The sequence below is a fragment of the Streptomyces sp. NPDC087420 genome (genome assembly GCF_044744165.1).
Classification (GTDB): Bacteria; Actinomycetota; Actinomycetes; order Streptomycetales; family Streptomycetaceae; genus Streptomyces.
The window spans coordinates 22,489-45,863 of the sequence record NZ_JBIUXU010000008.1 but is presented as its reverse complement, the minus strand read 5'-3'; the positions used below and the strand labels follow the sequence as shown (position 1 = coordinate 45,863).

The following is a 23,375-nucleotide window of genomic DNA, read 5'->3' as shown; positions in this document are numbered from 1 at the left end:
GCTCGGTGGAGCGGGACCGCTATTCGTACCGGTCCAGCCACGCCAGGGCCTCGGCAGGGGTCGCCACCTCGGTGACCCCCTCCGGGACCGGCGGGCGCCGGACGACGACCACCGGGAGGCCGGCCTCCCGGGCCGCGGTGAGCTTGGGCGCGGTGGCCGCGCCGCCGCTGTCCTTCGTCACGACGACGTCGATCGTGTACCGCCGGAGCACCTCGCGCTCGCCGTCGAGGGTGAACGGGCCACGGTCCAGCAGGGATTCCATGCGGGCCGGGTACGGCGGTTCTGGCGCGTCCACGGACCTGACGAGGAACCACGTCCCGGCGCCCGGGCCCGCGAACGCCGACAGCCCCGTCCGTCCCGTGGTGAGGAAGACCCGGCGCGCGCCCAGCGTGGTGAGGGCGTCGGCCGCCTCCTCCAGCGAGCCGACGCCGTGCCAGTTGTCGCCGCCGACAGGGGTCCAGGAGGGCCTGCGGAGGGCCAGCAGGGGTACGTGCGCGGAGGCGGCGGCGCGGGCCGCGTTGAAGCTGATCGTGCCGGCGAAGGGGTGGGTGGCGTCGATCAGCGCCGTCACCCGGTGGGCGCGCAGCCAGTCGGCCAGCCCCTCGGGACCGCCGAACCCCCCGATCCGCACCCCGCCGGGCGGCAGCGTAGGCCGCGCGACCCGGCCGGCGAGGGACGTGGTCACGCGCGGGCCGCCGCGGGGCCGGGCGTCGAGGGCCTCGGCGAGACGGCGGGCCTCGGTGGTCCCCCCGAGGATCAGGAGGTGGGGCGGCGGCGACAACGGCTCTTCCGTGGACGCCATCACGCCTCGGCGTGCAGCGGGGCGTGGTTGGCCTTGAAGAGGCGTTCGCCCGCGATCCGGAGGGTGAGGTTCCGCAGCGGGGTGGGCAGGTTGCGGGCCTTGTCACGGCGCTGGTTCTGGCTGAGGACCCAGCGCACGCGGTCCGCCCGCCGGGCCTGATGGGCGGCCAGTACGGCCCCGATGTCCGTCCGCGCGGCTGCCCCCGCCTTCACCGCCTCGCCCAGCAACTCCGCCAGGACCAGCACGTCTTCGAGCGCCATCGCGCCGCCCTGGGCCATGCTCGGTGAGCACGCGTGTGCCGCGTCGCCGACCAGCACGGCGTGGGGCCGCGCCCAGTCCGTGTCGTCGATCTCCGACAGAGGCGCGAAGTACGCGTCCGCGCCCTGCTCCAGCAGGTACGGGACGGGCCCGGCGAAGCCGGCGAACAGCGCGCGCCAGTCACCGGCGGGGGCCGCGGGCTCCGCGCTGTTGACGTCCGCGTAGCAGTACAGGCGCCCGTCGCCCAGCGGGACGGTGAGGAACGTACGGCCCCCGCCGCCCAGCCGCGCCGTCCAGTCGGCGACCGGCGGGGCGGCGGGGTCCTCGTGCGCGAGGAACCGCCAGCAGACCTGTCCCAGGAAGCGCGGCTCGGCGCCCCGGAACGCGCTGCGACGGACGGCGGAACCGGCCCCGTCGGCGCCCACGACCACGTCGTACGTCTCCGAAGAGCCGTCGGCGAAGGTGACCGTACCGGCGTCGTCCACGGACGCCACGCCGGTGCCCAGGCGCACCACGGAGTCACCGACCGCCGCGCGGAGGAGGTCGTGCAGGCCGGCGCGGCTGATCGCCAGGCAGTCGCCGACGTCGCCCCAGATCGCGCGGACGGGGAAGTCCGCCAGGGCGCGGCCCCGGTGGTCGAGCATCCGCTGGCGGGTCACCGGATGGGCGCGCCGGGCCAGTTCCGTACCGAGCCCCAGGCGCTCCAGGGCGCGTACGGCGTTGGCGGGGAGGTAGAGGCCGGCGCCGGTCGTCCGCCAGTCGGGGTCGCGTTCGACCACGTCGGCGTCGAGGCCCTGGTCGCGCAGGGCGCGCGTGAGGGCCAGGCCGGCTATTCCGGCGCCGACGACGAGTATGCGGGGCTGCTTCATGACCACATCCTTAGGAGGCGCTGTTCCTCACGATCGGCACATCCTCGTGTCCGTCGTCGTCCCGGTCCCGCGCGGCCGAGTACAGGTGGCTGTCGCGGAACGTCTCCGCCGCCAGCGTCCGGCCCACCAGGATCACGGCGGTTCTGACCACGCCCGCCGCCTTCACCTGGCCGGCGATGTCGGCGAGCGTGCCGCGCAGGACCAGTTCGTCCGGCCGGCTGGCCATCGCCACCACGGCCGCCGGGCAGTCCGGCCCGTAGTGCGGCAGCAGTTCCTCCACGACGCGGTCGACGTACCGGGCGGCCAAATGCAGCACCAGGAGCGCCCCGCCGCGCCCCAGGGTCGCCAAGTCCTCACCCTCCGGCATCGGGGTGGCCCGCTGGGCGACGCGCGTCAGGATCACCGTCTGGCCGACCGTCGGCACGGTCAGCTCGCGCTTGAGCGCCGCGGCGGCCGCCGCGAAGGCCGGGACGCCGGGCACCACGTCGTACGGCACCCCCGCCGCGTCCAGGCGCCGCATCTGTTCGGCGACCGCGCTGAAGACGGACGGGTCGCCGGAGTGCAGCCGGGCGACGTCGTGGCCCTCCGCGTGTGCGCGCACGAGTTCGGCCGTGATGCCGTCGAGGTCCATGCGGGCCGTGTCGACCAGCCGCGCGTCCGGCGGGCACGAGGCGAGGAGTTCGCGCGGGACGAGGCTGCCCGCGTACAGGCACACGCGGCACTCCGCGAGGCGGCGGGCGCCGCGCACCGTGATCAGGTCGGCGGCGCCGGGCCCGGCGCCGATGAAGTACACGGTCAACGTTCTTCTCCAGACTCAGCGGATTCGACGGACCCGGCGGGAGCGGCCGACCGTGCGGACTCCCCGCGCCCGTCCTTGGTGACGGCCCACTGCGTGACCGGCATCGCCTGGCGCCACCCCGTGAACCCGCCCACCGGCACGGCGTGCGCCACCGCCAGCCGCACCAGTTCGCCGCCGAAGCGCCCGTACCACCGCGCCAGCAGCGCCTCGGACTCCAGTGTCACGGTGTTCGCGACCAGCCGCCCGCCCACCGGGAGGGCGGCCCAGCAGGCGTCGAGCAGTCCCGGGGCGGTGAGGCCGCCGCCGACGAACACCGCGTCCGGCACCGGCAGTCCGGCCAGCGCGGCGGGCGCGGCGCCGGTCACGACGGTCAGGGCCGGCACTCCGAGGGTGTGCGCGTTGCGGCCGATGCGCTCGGCCCGGACGGGGTCGCGCTCCACGGACACCGCCTGGCAGGAGCGGTGCGTCCGCATCCACTCGACGGCGATCGAACCGGACCCGCCGCCGATGTCCCACAGCAGCTCGCCGGGCGCGGGCGCCAGCGCGCCCAGGGTGGCGGCGCGTACATGCCGTTTGGTGAGCTGGCCGTCGTGTTCGTACGCGTGATCAGGAAGGCCTGGTACGGCTCCGACACGCGGCGCGTCCGCGTCCCGCCGGCACTCCACCGCGACGACGTTGAGCGGGTCGCCCGCCGGTTCCGCCCAGTCGTGCGCGGTGCCCACGGTGTGGCGTTCGCGGTCCGCGCCGAGCTGTTCCAGGACGTGCATACGGCTGGGCCCGTACCCGCGGTCGCGCAGCAGCGCCGCGATCTCGGCGGGGGTCGAGGCACCGGCGCTGAGGACCAGGACACGGCGGCCGTCGTACAGCGCGGCGGCCAGTCGCGCGGCGGGGCGGCCGACGAGGGTGACGACCTCGGTGTCCTCCACCGGCCAGCCGAGCCGCGCGCACGCGTACGACACCGACGAGGGGTGGGGCAGGATCCGCAGGGCCGCCGCTCCCGCCTCCTGGGAGAGGGCGCGGCCGATGCCGTAGAACATCGGGTCGCCACTGGCCAGCACGGAGATCCGGCGCCCGGCGTGCGCGGCGAGCAGCCGGGGCACGGCGGGGCGCAGGGGCGAGGGCCAGGCCACCCGCTCGCCGCCGCACTCCTCGGGGAGGAGGTCCAACTGCCGCGGCCCGCCGATGAGTACGTCGGCGTGGCGCAGCGCGTCCTTGGACGCCACGGACAGCCCACGCCACCCGTCGGCGCCGATCCCGACCACACACACGGGGGGCGCGGGGGGCTCCGGCGGCGGGGAGGCGGGGGCTGCGGGGCTCACGACGGCACCTCTGAGCTGGGGGAAGACCGAACTCGCACTCTAGCGAAGCGGCCCTTGGGGGCCACGGGCGCCCTGGGAGAGCGCGGCGTCGCGCTGAACGCCCACCCGGTTTCCTCAATCGACGGACGGGCTTGATTTCAAGCCCGACGCCGTCGCCCGCGCCCGTGCCGCGCGGGCCGTGCTGAACTGTGTGGCGGCTCCGGAGACGATCCGACACGCGGTCGGTCTCAGCGACTGGCACGCGCGGGGCGGACGAGGGGAGCCGCATGACCACGACCCGGGTGCTGCTGATCGCACCGGCCCTGAGCACCGCACTGCGCGAGGCGCGCTTCGGTGAGGCTGAGGGAGCCGAGGACTCGGGCTCCGGTGCTGACGGTGGGCTCGACCCCGTCGGGCTGCGGCAGGCCGGAGCCGTACGGGAGAGCTTCCCCCGCACGTCCCGGCTCTACGTCTCCCCCACGCGCCGCTGCCGTACGACCGCCCGCGCCCTCGGCCTGGACGCCGACACCGCGCCCCTCACCGGCCCCGCCCCCTGCGCGATGGGCCGCTGGCAGGGCCGCACCCTGGACGAAGTCGCCGCGGCGGAGCCCGAGTCGATGGCCGCCTGGCTGGCGGATCCGGCCGCCGCCCCGCACGGCGGAGAGTCCCTGCTGGCCCTGCTGACCCGCGTGGGCGAGTGGCTAGACGCCCTGCCGGACGCCCCGGCGGAGGACCCGGACCGCCGCGGGCGCGTCCTCGCCGTGGCCGAGCCCGACGTCATCCGCGCCGCCACCGCGCACGCCCTCGGCGCACCCCCGGAGGCGTTCTGGCGAATCGACGTACGCCCCCTGTCCGCCGTCGAACTGAGCGGACGCTGCGGACGCTGGAACCTGCTCGCCGGCCGCACGCTGGACACCGGCCCGTGAGGGGACGGGCCGTGGCGGGACCGGCCCCCAGCGCCGCACAGGCCCGATTGTCAGACCCAGGTCCTACAGTGCGAGACATGGACATCGAAGCATCGCCGGTACGGATCGAGCCCTGGTCGGAGGACGACCTCGGCCTGCTCCGCGCCGCGAACGCGCCGGAGTTGATGCACCACCTCGGCGGCCCGGAGACCGAGGAGGCGCTCGTCAAGCGGCACGCACGCTACGTGGCCCTGAGCGCGGACCGTACGGGCAAGGGGCAGATGTTCCGTGTCGTGCTGCCGTCGTCGGGGGAGGCCGTCGGCACGATCGGTTTCTGGGAGCAGACCTGGCAGGGAGAGCAGGTGTACGAGGCGGGGTGGGCGGTGCTGCCCGCGTTCCAGGGACGGGGCCTGGCCGTCGCCGCGACCAGGGCCGTGGCGGAGGCGGCGCGGGCCGAGAAGAAACACCGCTACCTGCACGCCTTCCCCTCCGTGGGGAATCCGCCGTCGAACGGGGTGTGCCGCAAGGCGGGCTTCCTCCTCCAGGGGGAGTGCGACTTCGAGTACCCGGTGGGACACCCCATACGGTGCAACAACTGGCGCCTGGACCTGGAGGCGACCGACGTGCCGACGCAGACCCAGACGCAGACGCAGACCTAGACACCCGGCATCCGGCACCCGTACGCCCGGCACCCGCACCCGGCACCCGCACCCGGCACCCGTACGCCCGCAATTGCCTGGCCCGTTCCCTCCCCCGGTGACATCCTGACGGCGTGAACGGACCCGAGATCCAGCTCAGCGTCGTCCCTGAACTGCACCTTTTTGTCGCGTCGGCCCGACGCCAGGGCCCCACGACCCTCGGCACCGACGGCTCGTCCACCCTGGGCCACGTCGTCGAATCGCTCGGCATCCCGCTCACCGAGGCGGGCCCGGCGCTGGTGGACGGCCGGCCCGTGCCCTTCTCCCACATCCCCGCCGAGGGCGAGACCGTGGAGGTACGGGGCGTGGCCCGGCCGCAACAGGTGCCGGGAGCACCCCTGCGCTTCCTGCTGGACGTCCACCTCGGGACCCTCGCCCGCCGGCTGCGGCTGCTGGGGATCGACGCGGCCTATGAGAGCGAGGATCTCGGGGATCCGGCCCTGGCCACGCTGTCGGCCACCGAGCGCCGGGTGATGCTCTCGCGGGACCGGGGGCTCCTGCGGCGGCGCGAGATCTGGGCCGGGGCGTACATCTACAGCGACCGCCCCGACGACCAACTCCGCGACGTGCTGGAACGCTTCGCGCCCACGCTCACGCCGTGGACGCGCTGCACCGCCTGCAACGGCGTGCTCGGCCCGGCCGACAAGGAGGCCGTACGGGAACAGCTGGAGCGCGGCACGGAGCGTACGTACGACGTCTTCGCCCAGTGCGAGTCGTGCCGGCGCGTGTACTGGCGGGGCGCGCACCACACCAGGCTGGCGGCGATCGTCGAGGAGGCGGTGCGCGAGTTCGGACACCACGCGGCGGCGTGATCGGCCCGCCCCTCGTCGGAATCAGAAGATGTATGGATCCCCGGTAGCCGGTGCCAGCACGCGGTGGTGGTCGTTCTCCGGGTTACGGTCGCTCGCGCCGCCGTTCCACGCGGTGTCGACGTCCACGACCACCTCGGCGGGAGCACCCGGCGCCCGGAGGTCGAGCGCGGTTCCGTAGGCCCTTCCGCCCGCGCGCAGTTCCCCCGTACGGCACAGCACCGTCCTGTCCCCGCCCCACAGGCAGGCGGGAGGCAACGCCTGCCCGGGTGCCAGGGGCACCGAGAAGTCCAGCCGGACGGTCGCGTCCGGCAGCCCCGAGGGGCCGTGGTTGTCGGACCCGATCCAGACGCGCAGCTGCCCGTCCCACAACGACACCTGCCCGTGGTGGGCCAGGTCGGCCTCGGGCGCGATCGGCGCGGGGGCGCCGGCCCCCGCCGTACCGGAGCCCGCGCCCATCACCACCGCCGTGACGGCGGACACCACGACCAGCAGCGACTTACGCATGACACTCATGGCGCGAACATAATCATCATCACACCGCGATCCTGACCAACCGTCAGCCCGGCGCGCCCCCGGTCACCCGCGTGGCAGCCCAGCTCCGCCCCGGGGGGCAGCCCACCGCCCGGCGAGGCGGTCGCGGCCCGCCTATCCTGGGGCTCTGTCGCTCACACGCACGAAGGGTTACGCCATGACCGCCCCGGAGACCACCCGCACCGCCGTCATCACCGGAGCGAGCAGCGGCATCGGCGCCGCGACCGCACGGCAGCTCGCCGCCGCCGGGTACCACGTCGTCGTCACGGCCCGTCGCAAGGACCGCATCGAGGCCCTCGCCGAGGAGATCACCGCCGCCGGCCACCGCGCCACGGCCCACACCCTCGACGTCACCGACCGCGCCGCCGTCGACGCCTTCGCCGCCGGCCTCGAAGGCCGGGGCCCGGTGGACGTGCTCGTCAACAACGCCGGAGGCGCGCTCGGCGCCGACCCCGTGGCCACCGGCGACCCCGCCGAGTGGCGCCAGATGTTCGAGACGAACGTCATCGGCACGCTCAACGTGACCCAGGCCCTCCTCCCCGCCCTCACCGCGACCGGCGACGGCACGGTGGTCGTCCTCTCCTCCACCGCCGGCCACGGCACGTACGAAGGCGGCGCGGGCTACGTGGCCGCGAAACACGGCGCCCACATCCTCGCCGAGACCCTCCGCCTGGAGATCGTCGGGACTCCGGTCCGGGTCATCGAGATCGCCCCGGGCATGGTCAAGACGGAGGGCTTCGCCACGACGCGCTTCCACGGAGACGAGGAGCGGGCGGCGAAGGTGTACGCGGGGGTCGCGGAACCCCTCACGGCGGACGACGTCGCGGACACGATCACATGGGCCGTCACACGCCCCAGCCACGTCAACATCGACCTACTGGTGGTCCGCCCCCGCGCCCAGGCGTCCAACACGAAGGTCCACCGGGAGCTGTGAGGGTTGCGGGGGCGGCGGCCCAACCGGGCGGCCCAACCGGGCAGCTCAGCCAAGCCGCTGAACCGCCCCACCGCCGCGCCCCTCACCCCGCTCCCGCTCCCACTCCCGCTCCCTCCCCCGCGACGGCGAGCAATTCGCCGATCGCCGCCCGCATCACCTCGTCGTCCACAAACCCGCGCCACCCGCCCCAGTACGCCAACCGCCCGTCGTACGCGAGCGACCGGCGCAGCACCTCCCGTGTCGCCGGAGTGAGCGTGCCGACCGGGGTGAGCGTGCCGACCGGGGTGAGCGTGCCGATACGGGTCAGGCCGCGGACCGCGCTCAGCATCACCGGGAGACACCGGCCCTCGGGCAGCGGCCGGATCGTCTCCTCCAGCGCCGCCGCGCTCGGCTCCGCCTCCCCGGTGACCGCCCACAGGGCGACCGCCACCTCCGCCTTCTCCCAGGTCGAGGACGCGGAGGTGGCGACAAGATGGCGCAGCCGGCCGGCGTGCGGGGCGGCGAGCGGACCCAGTTCACCGAGTCGGCGGATCGTGTCGTGGAACACGGTGTCCTCCGTCATCGCCCCGCCGAGCAGGGCCACCGCCCGCTCGGCGTCGCCGCCGATGCGCCAGGCCGCCCACGCCACGAGCCGGCGCTCCTGCGGGGTGGCGGACGCGGCGCACCGCTCCAGGGCCGGGGCGGCCTCCGCCGCCCCGGGCCCCAGGGCGGCGAGAGCGGTGGCGGCCGCCTGCCAGGTGCGCCGGTCCGCCAGCAGCGTGACCAGTTCGGGCAGCGCCGGCAGCGCGTCCTCCCGCCACTCCTCCAGCACCCCGGCGAGCGCGCGGCCCGTCTCCCAGTCGTCCGCGGCGGCCACGCGTCGCATCAGGGCGCGGACGTCCGGCAGGAGCACGCCGGCGTGCGCACGCAGCGGACCCAGCACCTCGCACATCCCGGGCAGGCTGGGGTAGAAGTACGAACGGTCCGACGAATGGACGTCACGCGCACCGAACACACGCGGCGCCGCGTGCAGCCGCTCCACCAACCCCGGCAGTCCGCGCGGGTCCCCGAGCCGGGTGAGCCCCCACAGGGCGGCGTCCCCGACGGTGGCGGCACCGCGCCGCACCGCTCTCCCCGTACCGCCGCCGGTTCCCGTGTCGTGGAGACGGTCGGCGAGCCGGTCCGCGTACGGCGCCGAGGCGCTTCCGAGGACGGCCAGGAGGTTGGCGGCCTCCAGCCGGACCCCAGGGTGCGGATCGTCCAGACACGCGCCGAGCACCGGCAGCAGAACGGGTACGGGTGACCGCCACCGCATCAGCAGCGATCCGGCCTCCGCCAGGGCGGCCACGCGTACGTCGGTGCCGGGGGCGGCAGAGAGCAGCCCCGTGACAAAGGCGGTCGCCGATCGGGGGTCGTCGGCGAGGAGTTGGAAGGTTCGGGTGACGAGGTGCCCGATCGTATGGTCGGCCCACCCCGCCTCCAGCCCGGCCCGCGCACCGGGAGCGGCGAGGATCTCCACCAGCGCGCCAAGGCGGCGGGCGGGCGCCGCCGGATCGACACGCCCCCACGCGTGTACGGCAGCGAGCCGCAGGGCGGGCGCGTCGCCCTCGACGAGACGGTCCAGGAGCGCCCGTACGTCCGCCGGTACGCCCCCGGCACCAGGCACCACCCGGTCACCGGCCCCAACCACCTTCCCGTCGGCCACCACACCCTCGGCCGCCCCCACCACCGCCCCCAGCGCGAGCACCACCTCCACCCGCGCGGCCGCGTCCTCCTCACACCGCCAACGCTCCAACAGCCAGGCCACGTTCTCCCCGACGGGCCCCCCACCCGCCGCGACCAGCCCGACGGCCGCCCGACGCATCGCCGGATCACCGTCCCCGAGCAGAACGAGCACGTCCCCCCGACACCGCTCCCACGCCCCGGCCCACCCGTCATCCACAAACCGCGGCGCGACGGTCCTGGCGGTCTCGGCGAGCCGCCCGATGGTCTCCATGACCTCGACGCGCGGAATCACCACGGGATCCCGGGCCAGCCCGCACAGAAAGGGCAGCGCGGCGGTAGCGGCCGACCCCACCCAACCGCCCTGATGACACAGCAGGTTGTGCAACGTGTCCCAGGCGTCCGCCGTCCCGTCGGCGTCGCCCGAGGCAATGTCCTGCAACAACCCGGGGACGTCCTCCGCCGAGCCGTAGTGGTGCCGCAACCGCGCCCAGGAAATGGTGTCGAGCGAATCCAGCAGCGCTATGCGTCCCGTGGTCACCAAGACCGCCCCCATTCCCCCCGCCCACCCGTTCGAGCGAGGCGACCGAATACGCGCACGCACAGCGGGTGTTGATCGTACGTTCGACAGCACAACTCCACGCGGAACGGCCGTCCCCGGGAACCACTCCCGGGGACGTTCGTCACCCCTTCACACACACCACCTGCCGAAGCCTCTCCACCACCTCGACCAGGTCCCGCTGCTGCTCAATCACCTGCTCGATCGGCTTGTAGGCCGCCGGGATCTCGTCCACCACGCCGGAATCCTTACGGCATTCCACGCCCCGCGTCTGGTGTTCCAGGTCCTGCGTCGTGAAACGGCGCTTCGCCGCGTTCCGGCTCATTCTCCGGCCCGCCCCGTGCGACGCGGAATTGAACGCGGCCGTGTTACCGAGTCCCTTGACGATGTACGTGCCCGTGGCCATCGATCCCGGGATGATTCCGTAGTCACCGGAACCCGCGCGGATCGCGCCCTTGCGCGTCACCAGCAGGTCCATTCCGTCGTAACGCTCCTCGGCCACGTAATTGTGGTGGCAGCTGATCTCCTGCTCGAAGGTGACCCGGGTCTTCTTGAACTCCTTCCGGATCACGTCCTTCAGAAGCCCCATCATGATGGCGCGATTGTGCTTCGCGTATTCCTGCGCCCAGAACAGGTCGTTGCGGTACGCGGCCATCTGCGGCGTGTCCGAGACGAAGACGGCCAGGTCCCGGTCGACCAGCCCCTGGTTGTGCGACAGCTTCTGCGCCACGCCGATGTGGTACTCGGCCAGCTCGTTGCCGATGTTGCGGGAGCCGGAGTGAAGCGAAAGCCAGACATAACCGCTTGAATCCAGACTGACTTCGCAATGGTGATTACCGGCTCCGAGCGTTCCCATCTGCTTCACGGCCCGTTCCTGACGGAATTTGACCGCCTCCGCGATCCCGTCGAACCGCCCCCAGAAGTCGTCCCACCGCGCCGCCGGGAACCCGTCCATCCCGACCGGGTCCACCGCCTCGTCATGCATCCCCCGGCCGACCGGGATCGCCTGCTCGATCCTGGAGCGCAGGCGGGAGAGGTCGCCCGGGAGGTCGTTCGCCGTGAGGGACGTCTTCACCGCGGACATGCCGCAGCCGATGTCCACCCCCACGGCGGCCGGGCACACCGCGCCCTGCATCGCGATCACCGAGCCGACCGTCGCGCCCTTGCCGTAGTGCACGTCCGGCATCACGGCCAGGCCCCTCACCCACGGCAGTGTGGCGACATTCCGCAGCTGCTGCATCGCGATGTCCTCGACCGACGCCGGGTCCGCCCACATGCGGATCGGGACGTTCTCGCCCGGTACCTCTACGTACGACATAATTCCCCGATCCCCCGAAAAGTCAGAAAGCGCAAAAACCGGAACCGCGGCAGTCAAAAGACCCACCCGACCAGCATCGACGGCGGCGCGTGCGATACACATTGTGTCCATCGACCGTCAGGCGGCGGCAAACTGTTTTCGTACGGCCTCCCGTGGGCCTCCCGCGCGCGACCACGTGGGGGGACCCGGACAGGCCGCCCGCCCAGCACCCCTTCACAGCACCTCGTGCGGCAGCTCGTGCAGCACCTCGTACAGAACGGAGCCCGGGACCGTGCAGCGAAAAGCGCGAAAGGCGTACGTACCCGGCCTGGTGGCGCTGCTCGTGGCGGTGGCCGCCGGCTGTACCGGCGCCGGAGACGGCGGCGGTTCCCCGACCGACCCCAAGCCGGGCGGCCCCACCCCCGTCGCCTCGCCGGGCAAGTACCGCACGCTCCGCGAGCCCTGCGGATCCGTGTCGCCCGCCACGCTCCGGGAACTGCTGCCCGCCACACCCGGCCTCGCCGAGGAGCAGCAGGAGAAGATCTACCGGGGCACGGCCGCCGTGACGTACGACACGGACCGCCGCGTCGGGTGCAGCTGGAAGGCCGACTCCCCGGACGCCTCCCACCAGCTCGTCATCGACGTCGAGCGGGTGGTGTCGTACGACCCCGCCGTGAGCGACGCCGACCGGGCGCAGGAGGTCTACGCGCGCAAGGAGACGGCCGCGGAACTGCCCGCCCCCGGCGACAGCACGGGCTCCCCGTCCCCGGACGCCGGCTCCTCCGACGCCACCTCCACGGACGACACGCCCCCGGCCTCCGGCGCGACCACCCAGACCGTGTCCCCCTCGGCCACCACCACGCCCTCCGCCGGCTCGTCCACCGGCCCGTCCGGGGCCCCCGGCGCGCCCGTCGAAGGCCTGGAGCCGCGCGTTCTCGACGGTCTCGGTGACGCCGCCTTCCTGGACGACGCCGTCGCCCGGTCCGGTTCGGCCGCGCAGAACCGGACCGTGAGCGTGGTGTTCCGCACATCGAACGTGATCGTGACCGTCGAGTACACCGAACAGCCGGCCCACGCCACCGACGTCCCCGACAGCGCGGAACTCCAGGAAAAGGCACGTGGCCTGGCCCGGAAGCTCGCCGACCAGATGAACGAGTAGCGGATCCCGCGCCCGGTCCGCGGGCCGCGCGGGTGACGGATGTCCTCCCGTCGCGGGGGCCATGGACGCGGCGCGGCGGTTACCGTGGCCGATCGGACCGTACGACCGACCGACGGCCGACCGGACCGGACGACCATTCGATGGCCGAGCGGACCGTACGACCACCCGGCCGCCACCGACCCGCCCCTGACCGACCCAAGGAACACTGAAGGAACCATGCGCCGATCAGCCTCGCGACTCCCCCGCATACTCGCCTGCGCCGCCGTCCCGGTGATGCTCGTCGTCGCCGGCTGCTCGTCCGGCTCCGACGACAAGAGCGAAGCGGACACCTCCAGCGCCCCCGCACCCAAGGCGTCCGCCACGGTCGAGGCGGCGAAGTACAGCGGTCTGCCCGACTCGTGCGACACGATCAGCCGCGCGACGGTCAACTCGCTGGTGCCGAAGGCGAAGATCAAGGGCGGCTCGGCGGGGAAGTCGAGCGACATCTCCACGCGGAGCAGCTGCTCCTGGAACGGCCTGGACGACAACGGGGTCAAGGGGTCGCAGTACCGCTGGCTGGACGTGTCCCTGATGCGGTACGACTCCGACGTGACACTCGGCGCCGGTGCGAAGCGCGCGGGCGCGCAGTTCACCAAGGAGGTCGCGGCGGCGACGTCCACGGAGGGCGCCAAGTCCGTCAAGGCGACCCCGTCGAACACCGTCGGCGACCAGGCGACCGTCGTCACGTACACGCTCAAGAAGACCGGCGAGGACTTCGCGTACGTGACGGTCGTGGCGCGTACGGAGAACGTCGTCGTCACCCTCACGTACAACGGCGCGGGCTACGCGGGCGCCAAGTCCCCGAGCAGCGCGGATCTGACGAAGGACGCGGTGTCGGCGGCCCAGGGCGTGGTGACGGAGGTCGCCACCGGGTCGGGTCGGACGCCGGACTCATCGGCGAGCGGCTCGGCGTCGAAGAAGGCCTCCCCGTCGGCGAGCGCCAAGTCCTAGGACGGCACCACCGCCAAGGACGCGCCCCCGGAACCCGCCGCCCTAAAACGGTTTGACATCGTTTCGCGGTCGCTCCGCGTCGTTATCTCCACATTTCCACGGAGCCCTGCCGTTACCGGACGGCCGGGCTCCGCGCCACACGCCACGCCGTCCGCACACATGTGCCAGGCTGTGCCCCGCCAGAGGTCGAAGTCCCCGTGCGGTCCGTGTGATCGACGCCGGGGGCGTCGAACCACGGGGCCGAATTCGGGAGGGGATCGCGGGTGGCCGCGATGCAGCTGACACGCACGCACCGGATACTCATCGGGGTGGTGGTCGCCGGAGCGGTGGTCATCGCCGCGATCGGTTTCGCGGGGTCGTACGCCGCCGTGCGCGAACTCGCCGAGGAGAAGGGCTTCGGGAAGTTCTCGCTGGTCTTCCCGATCGGCATCGACGCGGGTATCTGCGTCCTGCTCGCGCTCGACCTGCTCCTGACGTGGATCCGTATCCCCTTCCCGCTGCTGCGCCAGGCGGCCTGGATCCTGACGACGGCCACCATCGCCTTCAACGGCGCGGCGGCCTGGCCCGACCCGCTGGGCGTCGGGATGCACGCGGTGATCCCGCTGCTGTTCATCGTCGCCGTCGAGGCCGCGCGGCACGCGGTCGGCCGGATCGCCGACATCACGGCCGACAAGCACATGGAGGGCGTGCGGCTCACGCGCTGGCTGCTGTCCCCCGTACCGACGTTCATGCTGTGGCGCCGGATGAAGCTGTGGGAGCTGCGTTCGTACGAGCAGGTCATCAAGCTCGAACAGGACCGGCTCATCTACCAGTCGCGTCTCCAGGCGCGGTTCGGGCGCAGCTGGAAGCGCAAGGCGCCGATCGAGTCGCTGATGCCGCTGCGGCTGGCGAAGTACGGTGTGCCGCTCGCGGACACCGCCCCGGCGGGGCTGGCGGCGGCCGGCATCGAGCCGATGCTGCTGCCGCCCGCGCCCCGGCCCGCGGAACTCCCGCAGGGGCAGGGCGAGATGGCGGAGGGCGTGGCACAGGCGGGACCGCAGGCCCAACTCCCGCCCCAGGCGCAGCTTCCCCCTCAGGTTCAGCCTCAAGTCCAGCCGCAGGCCCAGCTTCCCCATCAGGCCCAGGCCCAGCAGCAGCCCCCGGCACAGGTCCAGGGTCAGGTGCAGGCCCCGCAGCAGCCGTCCCAGAACGGCGCGCGGCCGCAGGGCCACCCCCAGGAACCCCAGGGCCCGCAGGAGCACCCCGAGACCGTGGCCGCCCAGGCCGGTCAGGTGATCGAGCAGGCCGAGCAGGCAGCCGCCCCGGTCAGCCCGTGGTTCGCCGCGCCGCTGGTCCCGGACGGCGCGTACGAGGGGTCGTACAACCCGACCTACGCGGACGTGCCCGAGTCCCCGCAGGTGATGATCCCGTCAGGTCCCGGCCGCAGCCGCCCGCTCGGCGGCGTACCCGGCCAACCGGCGGGCTCCGGCGCCCCGTTCGTCCAGGACGCGGCACCGGACGACCTCCCCGACGCCATGGTCCAGGACCAGCGCGAGGAGCAGCAGCCCGCTCCCACCCTGCCCGAGGGCATGTCCCGTGAGGAGGCGTACTTCGCCGCCTTCCGGAGGTACGTCAGGGAGAACGAGCACATGCCCAACGCCCGTCAGTTCTCCGTCTACCTGATGGATCTGTACGGGGTCCAGGGACGCAACGGCGGCCCGCTGAACGAGGGTTCGCTGAAGAAGTACCTCAACGACTTCCCGTACCGCTTCCAGGAGGAACTGGACGCGGAGCACATCGCCTGACCAGTTGCCGCGCAGAGGGGGCCCAGCCCGGCGAATCAGCCGGGCGGGGCCCCCTTCACGCACTCCCCCTCACGCCCCCAACAGCCTCCGCACCCGGTCCGCCCCCACCGCGAGCAGCAGCGTGGGCAGCCGGGGACCGGTGTCCCGCCCGACCAGCAGCCGGTACAGCAGCGCGAAGAACGTCCGCTGCGCGACCTTCAGCTCCGCCGTCGGCTTGGCGTCCGCCTCCAGCCCCGCGAGGACCTTCGGCACGCCGTACACGAGGGTCGTCAGCCCGTCCAGCGACCAGTGGCTGTCCAGACCGGCCAGCAGCAGGCGCAGCGATTCGGCCGCCTGCTCGTCCAGCGAGCCGAGCAGCTCCTTGTCCGGCTCGTCACGTACGACCGTGCGCGCCTCGGCCGGCACCTGCGTGGTGATCCAGTTCTCCGCGCGGTCCAGCCGGGGCCGTACCTCGTCCAGCGAGGTCAGCGGCCGGTCCGGGTCCAGCTCGCTGAGGATCCGTACGGTCTGCTCCTCGGCGCCCGCCGTGATGTCCACGACGGAGGCCAGGGTGCGGTACGGCAGCGGCCTCGGCGTCTTCGGCAGCTCACCGGCCGCCGTCCCCGTGGCGCGTCCGTAGGCGGCGGCGTCCGCGGGCAGCACGGATCCGTCGGCGACCTTGCGCTCCAGGGCGTCCCACTCGTCGTACAGCCGCTGGATCTCCTGGTCGAAGGCGATCTTGAAGGACTGGTTCGGCCTGCGGCGCGCGTACAGCCAGCGCAGCAGCGGCGCCTCCATGATCTTCAGGGCGTCGGCGGGCGTCGGCACCCCGCCCTTGCTGGACGACATCTTCGCCATCCCGGAGATGCCCACGAACGCGTACATCGGGCCGATCGGCTGGACGCCGTCGAAGATCTCGCGCACGATCTGGCCGCCGACGACGAAGGAGGAGCCGGGCGACGAGTGGTCGACGCCGGAGGGCTCGAAGATCACACCCTCGTACGCCCAGCGCATCGGCCAGTCGACCTTCCAGACGAGCTTGCCGCGGTTGAACTCGCTCAGCAGCACCGTCTCGGAGAAGCCGCACGCGGTGCAGGTGTACGTCAGCTCGGTCGTGTCGTCGTCGTAGGCGGTGACGGTAGTCAGGTCCTTGCCGCAGTCGCCGCAGTAGGGCTTGTACGGGAAGTAGCCGGCGGACCCGCCGCTGCCGTCGTCCTCCTCCGCCGCGCCGGAGCCCTCGGCGGCCTCCAGCTCGGCCTCCTCGGGCTTCTTCTGCTGCTGCTTGGCCTGCTGCTTTCCGGGGTTCTTGGAAGCACCCGCCCCCGCCCCGTCCCCGGCCGCCTTGTCCTTCGTCCGGTAGCGCCCGAGGATCGCGTCGATGTCCCCGCGGTGCCGCATCGCGTGCAGGATCTGCTCGCGGTACGTCCCGGCCGTGTACTGCTCGGTCTGGCTGATCCCGTCGTACTCGATGCCCAGCTCGCCCAGGGACCCGATCAGCGCGGCCTTGAAGTGCTCGGCCCAGTTCGGGTACGCCGACCCGGCCGGGGCGGGCACCGAGGTCAGCGGCTTGCCGATGTGCTCGGCCCAGGACGCGTCGATGCCCGGGACGCCGTTCGGCACCTTGCGGTAGCGGTCGTAGTCGTCCCAGGAGATCAGGTGCCTGACCTCGTACCCCCGGCGGCGGATCTCGTCCGCGACCAGGTGCGGGGTCATGACCTCGCGCAGGTTGCCCAGGTGGACCGGGCCCGAGGGGGAGATTCCGGACGCGACGACGACGGGTTTCCCAGGCGCACGCCGCTCCGACTCGGCGATGACATCGTCCGCGAAACGGGAGACCCAGTCGGCCTCGGTGCTCTGAGCCACGATCGGCACGTCCTTCTTTCAGCTACGCCCCAGAAAAACCGGCGACCGTCATTGTCCCAGGTCCCGGTGACAGAGCGAAAACCGATTGATGGCCCATGGGATACTTGGGACGACTCCCCGTACCCGACAGGAACGGCTCCCCGCCATGGCCCCGGTCACTTCCCTCGCCTCGACCGTCGATCAGCGCATCGCGGACGCCCTCTCGGCAGCTCTGCCGGAGGCCGGCTCCGCCGATCCGCTGCTGCGCCGAAGCGACCGGGCGGACTTCCAGGCCAACGGCATCCTGGCGCTCGCGAAGAAGCTCAAGGGCAACCCGCGGGAGCTGGCCGGCCAGGTCGTCGCCGCGCTGGCGGCCAATGACGTGATCAAGGAGATCGAGGTCTCAGGACCCGGTTTCCTGAACATCACGCTCACCGACCGGGCGATCACCGAGACGCTGGCCGCGCGGGCCGCCGACGACCGGCTCGGCGTGCCGTTCGCGCCCCACCCGGGCACGACCGTGATCGACTACGCGCAGCCGAACGTGGCCAAGGAGATGCACGTCGGCCACCTCCGGTCGGCCGTGATCGGCGCGGCCATGGTCGAGATCCTGGAGTTCACCGGCGAGAAGGTGGTCAGGCGCCACCACATCGGCGACTGGGGCACCCAGTTCGGCATGCTCATCCAGTACTTGACCGAGCACCCGCACGAACTGGACCACCGGACCGGTGACATCGACGGCGAAACGGCGATGTCGAACCTGAACCGGCTCTACAAGGCCTCGCGCGCGCTCTTCGACTCCGACGAGGAGTTCAAGGCCCGGTCGCGGGACCGGGTGGTGGCGCTCCAGGCCGGTGACAAGGAGACGCTCGCCCTCTGGCAGAAGTTCGTGGACGAGTCGAAGATCTACTTCTACTCCGTCTTCGACAAGCTCGACATGGAGATCCACGACCCCGACGTCGTGGGCGAGTCGGGCTACAACGACATGCTGGAGGACACCTGCCGGATCCTGGAGGAGACCGGGGTCGCGGTCCGCTCCGAGGGCGCGCTGTGCGTGTTCTTCGACGACGTGCTGGGCCCGGACGGCAACCGGGTCCCGCTGATCGTCAAGAAGTCGAACGGCGGGTACGGCTACGCGGCCACGGACCTCTCCGCGATCCGCGACCGGGTGATGCGGCTGGACGCGACGACGCTGCTGTACGTGGTCGACGCCCGGCAGTCGCTGCACTTCAAGATGGTCTTCGAGACGGCGCGGCGGGCCGGCTGGCTGGGCGAGGGGACGAAGGCCGTCCAGCTCGCGTTCGGCACGGTGCTCGGCAAGGACGGCAAGCCGTTCAAGACCCGTGAGGGCGAGACCGTACGGCTGGAGGACCTGCTCGACGAAGCCGTCGAGCGGGCGACCGCGGTCGTACGGGAAAAGGCTCGCGACCTCACGGAGCAGGAGATCGCCGAGCGGGGCGGGCAGGTGGGCATCGGCGCGGTGAAGTACGCGGATCTCTCCACGTCGGCCGTCCGGGACTACAAGTTCGACCTTGACCAGATGGTCTCGCTCCACGGTGACACGTCCGTGTACATCCAGTACGCGTACGCGCGGATCCAGTCGATCGTCCGCAAGGCCGGGGACGTCAGCCCCGCCGCTCACGCGGAACTCGAACTCGCCCCGGCGGAAAGGGCGTTGGGACTGCACCTGGATCAGTTCGGTGAGGTGCTCGCCGAGGTGGCGACCGCGTACGAGCCGCACAGGCTCGCCGCGTACCTCTACCAACTGGCCTCGCTGTTCACGACGTTCTACGACCAGTGCCCGGTCCTCAAGGCGGAGTCACCGGCCCTGGTGGAGAACCGCCTCTTCCTCTGCGCCCTCACCGCACAGACCCTTGAGCAGGGCCTGACCCTGCTCGGCATCCGGACCCCTGAGCGTCTCTGACACGTTCACCGGGCCGTTCGGGCGGGAGCGGCGGGGCTGACCGTCCCCGGCGACGGCTGCGGCGCCGACGGCGGAGAGGTTGGGCGTCACGCCCACCGTTCCTGGAAGGACGGGAGTCCCCTTCTGATGAGCAGACTCGAAGATCTGTCCTTTCTCGATCTACGGTCCCTCTCCGACACCCTGGCCGCACACGCTCCGGCAGTCTCCGAGCTGCGGAGGAGCGAGTGGCTGGGCGTCGTTGAGCTCATCACCCTGCGCCTGACCGTCGAGCACGGTTCCCTGCCGGCGGAATCGTGGGCCACCTCTCTGTCGGCGTACACCTACGCTCTCGAAGCCGCGGTGACATCGGGCTCCATCGATCAACGCGAGTGCTTGATTCGCCGTCTGCATCTCGCCTCGCTGCTCCTGCGGCAGATTCCTCCGAATGTCGGAACCGACATTCTCGATCCGGGCCGTCTGATCGACCTGACGTTGCAAGAGATCCCGATGTCGGCCGAAGAGGCTCGGGACCTGTCGGCGGAATGGCGCGCTCTCGATATTTCACAGATTCGAATTCTGCGAAAGATCAAGAACCTCCTTTCGCCCGCTCTCGGACTCGTGAGAGAGGCCGACGGAGAAGTACGTGACGAACGTCTGAAAGCGTGGGAGGAGGTAGTTCCCTCACTTCCGTGATCAGCCGGGCCGATCCGCGGGGGCGACTCCGGCGGGGCGCCTCTCACGGGGCGCCCCGCCGGATCCGGGGGTGGGTCCCCCAGTACGGCGGCTACCGCTGATCGCCGGACGACACCACCGGCCCCATCACCTTCTGGTGCTGCATCGCGGTGAGTTGGCGCACCACCAGGATCGCCAGCACCGCGGCGGCGATGTCGATGACGTCGGACGCCATCAGCTGCACCAGCGCCTGCTGGATGTCGGTCCCTTCCTCCGCCCGCTCGTACATCCGCGACGCCAGATTCCCGTGGAGCACGGTGACGATCCACAGCGTCCACCAGGCGTTTATCAGGCCGCGCGAGGGGGGCTTGGCGAGCCCCAGGTGGGGTTCCGGCCCGCTGGCGGTCCAGATGTCCAGGGCGATGCGGCGCGGATACCAGAAGTTCACGACGGGCACGACCCAGCCCCACACCGCCCAGCCGCTCGACTTGCTGTGCGCGTCGGGGGCGAAGGTCTCCGCGTTGCCGCGAATCCGGTTGAACCAGACGATGAACACCACACCGCAGACCAGGAGCGAGAGGGCCTGCAATCCGCCGGACAGGCCGTAGAGGGTCTCGGTGCGCTCGTACGAATCACCCGACGACCCGTCATATCCGGCCGACAGCACGTCCCTCCACGCGGAATGCAGGTTGAAGCCGACCAGCAGCGAGAACAGATCGGCCACGATGGCGACTCCGAGCAGCACGACCACCGCTTGGGAAAGACCGACGGGCGAGCGCAACGGGCCCGGTCTGGGCAGCACGGGACTCATGGACATGACGGTGGACCCCCCACAGGCGAAGACCGCCGATCGGCGGCACCGCTGGAACATACGCGGGCCTGCGACCGACTGTCCACGGAGATCATTTGGCGGGCGTACGGCCGACCGCGCGCCGGGCCCGGACCCGAGGCTCAAGCTCCGGGCCCACCTGCGGCGATGAGTGGCCGAAGGCACACACGCGCACCGCCCGGCCCGCGACCGGGGGCGTGGTTGTATGTCGAGATGGACAGCCTTGTCGCCTCGCCGGTCACCGTGACCCTGCCCCTTCTGCGCTGGGGCCCGCCCGACGCCTCCCGCCACGCCCTGCTGCTCCACGGCCTGACCTCGGCGGGGGCCTGCTGGTGGCGACTGGCGGACGACCTGGCCGCGGCGGGCTGGGCGGTCACCGCCCCCGACCTGCGCGGCCACGGCCTGGCGCCCCGGACCCGCCGCTACGACATAGCCGGGTTCGCCGCCGATGTCCTGGCGCTGACTCCGGAACACACCGACGGCCCGGAGCACACCGAGGCCCCCTGGCCGTGGGACCTCGTGGTCGGCCATTCCCTCGGCGGCCTGGTCGCCACCGCCGCCGTCGACACCGCGCCCGGCTGGGCGGCGCGCCTCCTGCTGATCGACCCCGTGATCACCATCGCGGATGGGGTGGAGGACCTCGTACGCGCGCTGACCGGCGAACTGGGCGTCGACACGGAGACACTGGTCCGCGAACACCCGCTCTGGCACCCCGAAGACGTCTTCCTCAAGGCGCAGGCGGCGGCGCGGACCAGCCCGTACGTCGTCGAGAGCTTCCTGCGCCAGAACATCCCCTGGTCGTACGAGAAGGCCCTCGCGCGATCCGCCTGCCCGGTGACCGTGCTCGCCGCGGACCCCGGCCACGACCCGTCCTTCACCGCGGAGGAGGGGCGCCGTATCGAGGAGACCAAGGCGAACTTCCGCTGGTCCGTCGTCCGGGGCGCCGGCCACTCCGTCCAGCGGGACGCCCCGGCGGCGGTCTCGGAGGCGGCACTCACCGCGTAGGGGCCGCACGGTGCCGCGTGGCACCACGTGGCTCCACGTGGCACCGGATGGCGCCGACTGGCGCCGACTGGCGCAGCTTGGCACCGCATGGCGCCACCTTGACCCAAGGTGGCGCCATTGCATTTCCGCAGGTCAGTGCGGTAGGCCAAGCCCCCCGCCCAAAGATGCGCCACGACGGCTTGCGCATGGCGCCACTCTGATGCCATGATGGCGTCATGGACCTCACCCCGTATGTCGACTCCCTCCGCCGCGAACTCGCGGTGGCCGCCGAAGCCGGTGGCGACGAAGCCCGCGAGCTGGCCGACCGGCTCACCGCTCCGCTGGAGTCGGCGGCCCGGCTGACCATGCTCAACGTGCTCTCCGCCGCGACGGACGAGATCACCCGCGAACTGGCCCCCGGCTCGGTCGACGTACGGCTGCGCGGGATCGACCCCGACTTCGTGGTGACCCGGCCGCCCACCGACGGGGGCACCCCCGCCGAGCCGGCCGTGTCCGCCGAGCCGCTCAAGGCACACGCTCCCGCCGACGGCGACGAGGGCGGCACCGCCCGCGTCAACCTCCGCCTGCCCGCGCCCCTCAAGGCCCGCGCCGAGGAGGCCGCGAACCGCGAGGGCCTGTCGGTCAACGCGTGGCTGGTACGGGCCGTGTCGGCCGCGGTCGACGGCGGCAGCCGGCCCCGTACGACACAGAAGACCCAGTCCATCGGACAGAGCATCACGGGCTGGGTGCGCTAGCCGCACGCCACGCCCAGCCCCGCCACCTCACCTCGCCTCACCCACATCCACATCCACACCCACACCCACACCACTTCACCCACACCACGTCCCACCAGCGGGGACGCACCCACGACCCAAGAGGACGAGACAGCCATGCCTTCTTTCGACACTCCCCTGCCCATCTCCGTCACCGCCCGCGTCGACGCCGGATCCATCCAGTTCGCCGCGGCCGACCGTACCGACACCGTGGTGGCCGTGGCTCCCCGCGACCCGAAGAAGGACCAGGACGTACGGGCCGCCGAGCAGACCGAAGTCACGTACACGAGCGGTGTCCTGACCGTCCGGACGCCCAAGCAGCGCTACCCCCTCGGGCGCACCGGCACCGTCGACGTGACGGTCGAACTCCCCACGGACTCGAACATCGACATGACCGGCGCCTGGGCCCAGGTGCTCGGCGAGGGCCGGCTCGGTGACGTACGGGTGAAGACCTCGTCCGGCGACGTCCGCCTGGAGACGACAGGACCGCTCCACCTGACCGCCTCCCACGGCTCGATCACCGTCGAGCGGGTCGAGGGCCTGGCGGAGATCACCACCAGCTCCGGCAGCCTGCGCGTCGGTACGGTCGACGGCCCCGCCGTCCTGAAGAACTCGCACGGCACCACCACCGTCGGCACCGCGACCGGCGACCTGCGGGTGAACGGTTCCAACGGCGACATCACCATCGAGCGCGCCGAGGAATCGGTCACCGCCACCACGGCCCACGGCACCCTGCGCGTGGCCGAAGTGGCACGCGGCACCGTCCAGCTGGAGACCTCCTACGGCGCCATCGAGGTCGGCGTCCGCGAGGGTACGGCGGCCTGGCTCGACGTCAGCTCCAGCTCGGGCCAGGTGCGCAACACACTCACCCCGTCCGAGACCCCGGGGGAGAGCGAGGACACCGTCAAGGTCCGCGCCCGCACCCGGTACGGCAACGTCGACGTCCGCCGCGCCAGGGCCTGACGCGCGGATCACGGCCCCGGCCGCCCCACCCTCT

21 protein-coding genes are annotated in these 23,375 nt (G+C 72.3%); 12 read left to right on the top strand and 9 right to left on the bottom strand.

Translation table 11 applies throughout. The features are described from left to right. Positions 1–19 precede the first annotated feature (19 nt). The 4 genes from ACIO1C_RS17605 to cbiE are packed head-to-tail and all read right to left on the bottom strand — an operon-like array spanning position 20 to position 4,047. Entirely contained in the window at positions 20–802 is a 783-nt protein-coding gene (locus ACIO1C_RS17605) for a cobalt-precorrin-6A reductase (protein WP_401864271.1), read from the bottom strand. Beyond that, positions 802–1,929 (bottom strand): FAD-dependent monooxygenase, encoded by a 1,128-nt coding sequence (locus ACIO1C_RS17600; RefSeq protein WP_401864268.1) that lies wholly within the window; start codon positions 1,927–1,929, stop codon positions 802–804. The genes ACIO1C_RS17605 and ACIO1C_RS17600 overlap by 1 nt, the downstream gene beginning before the upstream one ends. Positions 1,930–1,939: 10 nt before the next feature. After that, complete coding sequence (cobM, locus tag ACIO1C_RS17595; protein WP_401864266.1) at positions 1,940–2,728, bottom strand: precorrin-4 C(11)-methyltransferase; 789 nt, start codon at positions 2,726–2,728, stop codon at positions 1,940–1,942. Beyond that, positions 2,725–4,047: a precorrin-6y C5,15-methyltransferase (decarboxylating) subunit CbiE gene (gene cbiE, locus ACIO1C_RS17590; protein ID WP_401864263.1), complete on the bottom strand. Its 1,323-nt coding sequence runs from the start codon at positions 4,045–4,047 to the stop codon at positions 2,725–2,727. The genes cobM and cbiE overlap by 4 nt, the downstream gene beginning before the upstream one ends. A 266-nt stretch (positions 4,048–4,313) precedes the next feature. On the opposite strand from cbiE, the gene ACIO1C_RS17585 reads away from it, so the two are divergent. The 3 genes from ACIO1C_RS17585 (at position 4,314) to ACIO1C_RS17575 (ending at position 6,441) form a co-directional block, all read left to right on the top strand. Next, the gene (locus tag ACIO1C_RS17585; RefSeq protein WP_401864260.1) at positions 4,314–4,952 is read left to right on the top strand and encodes a histidine phosphatase family protein; all 639 of its coding nucleotides are present in this window, start codon (positions 4,314–4,316) and stop codon (positions 4,950–4,952) included. Between the two features lie 77 nt (positions 4,953–5,029). Beyond that, positions 5,030–5,590, top strand: coding sequence for a GNAT family N-acetyltransferase (locus tag ACIO1C_RS17580; RefSeq protein WP_401864257.1), 561 nt, complete (start codon positions 5,030–5,032; stop codon positions 5,588–5,590). 113 nt (positions 5,591–5,703) lie between these two features. After that, positions 5,704–6,441: a Mut7-C RNAse domain-containing protein gene (locus ACIO1C_RS17575; RefSeq protein WP_401864254.1), complete on the top strand. Its 738-nt coding sequence runs from the start codon at positions 5,704–5,706 to the stop codon at positions 6,439–6,441. A gap of 21 nt (positions 6,442–6,462) precedes the next feature. Here ACIO1C_RS17575 and ACIO1C_RS17570 read toward each other — a convergent pair whose 3' ends face one another. Then, entirely contained in the window at positions 6,463–6,954 is a 492-nt protein-coding gene (locus ACIO1C_RS17570; protein WP_401864252.1) for a hypothetical protein, read from the bottom strand. 175 nt (positions 6,955–7,129) lie between these two features. Here ACIO1C_RS17570 and ACIO1C_RS17565 point away from each other — a divergent pair, with 175 nt between their 5' ends. Continuing rightward, positions 7,130–7,906 carry an SDR family NAD(P)-dependent oxidoreductase gene (locus tag ACIO1C_RS17565; RefSeq protein WP_401864249.1) on the top strand — a complete coding sequence of 259 codons (777 nt, stop codon included), beginning with the start codon at positions 7,130–7,132 and terminating at the stop codon, positions 7,904–7,906. Positions 7,907–7,988: 82 nt separating this feature from the next. On the opposite strand, the gene ACIO1C_RS17560 is transcribed toward ACIO1C_RS17565, so the two are convergent. Both ACIO1C_RS17560 and ACIO1C_RS17555 read right to left on the bottom strand, forming a co-directional pair. Continuing rightward, on the bottom strand, positions 7,989–10,148 hold the full coding sequence (locus ACIO1C_RS17560) for a hypothetical protein (RefSeq protein WP_401864246.1): 2,160 nt from the start codon (positions 10,146–10,148) through the stop codon (positions 7,989–7,991). Positions 10,149–10,290: 142 nt separating this feature from the next. Beyond that, entirely contained in the window at positions 10,291–11,484 is a 1,194-nt protein-coding gene (locus ACIO1C_RS17555) for an RtcB family protein (RefSeq protein ID WP_401865048.1), read from the bottom strand. Between the two features lie 271 nt (positions 11,485–11,755). Between ACIO1C_RS17555 and ACIO1C_RS17550 the strand changes: the two genes are divergently transcribed. The 3 genes from ACIO1C_RS17550 to ACIO1C_RS17540 all read left to right on the top strand — a co-directional run bounded on the left by ACIO1C_RS17550 (position 11,756) and on the right by ACIO1C_RS17540 (position 15,396). Beyond that, positions 11,756–12,622, top strand: coding sequence for a DUF3558 domain-containing protein (locus ACIO1C_RS17550; protein WP_401864243.1), 867 nt, complete (start codon positions 11,756–11,758; stop codon positions 12,620–12,622). Positions 12,623–12,838: 216 nt separating this feature from the next. Then, positions 12,839–13,612: a DUF3558 domain-containing protein gene (locus ACIO1C_RS17545; RefSeq protein ID WP_401864240.1), complete on the top strand. Its 774-nt coding sequence runs from the start codon at positions 12,839–12,841 to the stop codon at positions 13,610–13,612. Between the two features lie 263 nt (positions 13,613–13,875). Next, positions 13,876–15,396: a DUF2637 domain-containing protein gene (locus ACIO1C_RS17540; protein WP_401864238.1), complete on the top strand. Its 1,521-nt coding sequence runs from the start codon at positions 13,876–13,878 to the stop codon at positions 15,394–15,396. Positions 15,397–15,465: 69 nt separating this feature from the next. On the opposite strand, the gene lysS is transcribed toward ACIO1C_RS17540, so the two are convergent. Further along, on the bottom strand, positions 15,466–17,247 hold the full coding sequence (gene lysS, locus ACIO1C_RS17535; protein WP_401864235.1) for a lysine--tRNA ligase: 1,782 nt from the start codon (positions 17,245–17,247) through the stop codon (positions 15,466–15,468). Between the two features lie 136 nt (positions 17,248–17,383). Between lysS and argS the strand changes: the two genes are divergently transcribed. Beyond that, positions 17,384–19,141, top strand: a complete 1,758-nt coding sequence (gene argS, locus ACIO1C_RS17530; RefSeq protein ID WP_401864233.1) for an arginine--tRNA ligase — start codon at positions 17,384–17,386, stop codon at positions 19,139–19,141. A 126-nt stretch (positions 19,142–19,267) separates the two neighbouring features. Further along, positions 19,268–19,813, top strand: coding sequence for a hypothetical protein (locus ACIO1C_RS17525; RefSeq protein ID WP_401864230.1), 546 nt, complete (start codon positions 19,268–19,270; stop codon positions 19,811–19,813). A 91-nt stretch (positions 19,814–19,904) separates the two neighbouring features. Here the strand turns inward: ACIO1C_RS17525 and ACIO1C_RS17520 are convergent, their stop codons facing one another. Further along, a complete protein-coding gene (locus tag ACIO1C_RS17520) occupies positions 19,905–20,603 on the bottom strand; it encodes a DUF4328 domain-containing protein (RefSeq protein WP_401864227.1) in 699 nt (232 codons plus the stop codon). A gap of 231 nt (positions 20,604–20,834) precedes the next feature. On the opposite strand from ACIO1C_RS17520, the gene ACIO1C_RS17515 reads away from it, so the two are divergent. The 3 genes from ACIO1C_RS17515 (at position 20,835) to ACIO1C_RS17505 (ending at position 23,341) form a co-directional block, all read left to right on the top strand. Next, positions 20,835–21,626, top strand: a complete 792-nt coding sequence (locus ACIO1C_RS17515; protein WP_401864225.1) for an alpha/beta fold hydrolase — start codon at positions 20,835–20,837, stop codon at positions 21,624–21,626. Between the two features lie 215 nt (positions 21,627–21,841). After that, positions 21,842–22,360, top strand: a complete 519-nt coding sequence (locus ACIO1C_RS17510) for a hypothetical protein (protein WP_401864222.1) — start codon at positions 21,842–21,844, stop codon at positions 22,358–22,360. Between the two features lie 135 nt (positions 22,361–22,495). Next, entirely contained in the window at positions 22,496–23,341 is an 846-nt protein-coding gene (locus ACIO1C_RS17505) for a DUF4097 family beta strand repeat-containing protein (RefSeq protein WP_401864220.1), read from the top strand. Positions 23,342–23,375: the final 34 nt, after the last annotated feature.

Excerpts from the sequence above, each read along its gene's own strand:
- ACIO1C_RS17570 (WP_401864252.1), bottom strand. The coding sequence starts at position 6,954 with ATGAGTGTCATGCGTAAGTCGCTGCTGGTCGTGGTGTCCGCCGTCACG.
- ACIO1C_RS17555 (WP_401865048.1), bottom strand. The coding sequence starts at position 11,484 with ATGTCGTACGTAGAGGTACCGGGCGAGAACGTCCCGATCCGCATGTGG.
- ACIO1C_RS17565 (WP_401864249.1), top strand. The coding sequence starts at position 7,130 with ATGACCGCCCCGGAGACCACCCGCACCGCCGTCATCACCGGAGCGAGC.
- ACIO1C_RS17505 (WP_401864220.1), top strand. The coding sequence starts at position 22,496 with ATGCCTTCTTTCGACACTCCCCTGCCCATCTCCGTCACCGCCCGCGTC.
- ACIO1C_RS17520 (WP_401864227.1), bottom strand. The coding sequence starts at position 20,603 with ATGAGTCCCGTGCTGCCCAGACCGGGCCCGTTGCGCTCGCCCGTCGGT.
- ACIO1C_RS17580 (WP_401864257.1), top strand. The coding sequence starts at position 5,030 with ATGGACATCGAAGCATCGCCGGTACGGATCGAGCCCTGGTCGGAGGAC.
- ACIO1C_RS17585 (WP_401864260.1), top strand. The coding sequence starts at position 4,314 with ATGACCACGACCCGGGTGCTGCTGATCGCACCGGCCCTGAGCACCGCA.
- ACIO1C_RS17510 (WP_401864222.1), top strand. The coding sequence starts at position 21,842 with ATGGACCTCACCCCGTATGTCGACTCCCTCCGCCGCGAACTCGCGGTG.
- argS (WP_401864233.1), top strand. The coding sequence starts at position 17,384 with ATGGCCCCGGTCACTTCCCTCGCCTCGACCGTCGATCAGCGCATCGCG.
- ACIO1C_RS17515 (WP_401864225.1), top strand. The coding sequence starts at position 20,835 with ATGGACAGCCTTGTCGCCTCGCCGGTCACCGTGACCCTGCCCCTTCTG.
- ACIO1C_RS17545 (WP_401864240.1), top strand. The coding sequence starts at position 12,839 with ATGCGCCGATCAGCCTCGCGACTCCCCCGCATACTCGCCTGCGCCGCC.
- ACIO1C_RS17605 (WP_401864271.1), bottom strand. The coding sequence starts at position 802 with ATGGCGTCCACGGAAGAGCCGTTGTCGCCGCCGCCCCACCTCCTGATC.
- ACIO1C_RS17525 (WP_401864230.1), top strand. The coding sequence starts at position 19,268 with ATGAGCAGACTCGAAGATCTGTCCTTTCTCGATCTACGGTCCCTCTCC.
- ACIO1C_RS17600 (WP_401864268.1), bottom strand. The coding sequence starts at position 1,929 with ATGAAGCAGCCCCGCATACTCGTCGTCGGCGCCGGAATAGCCGGCCTG.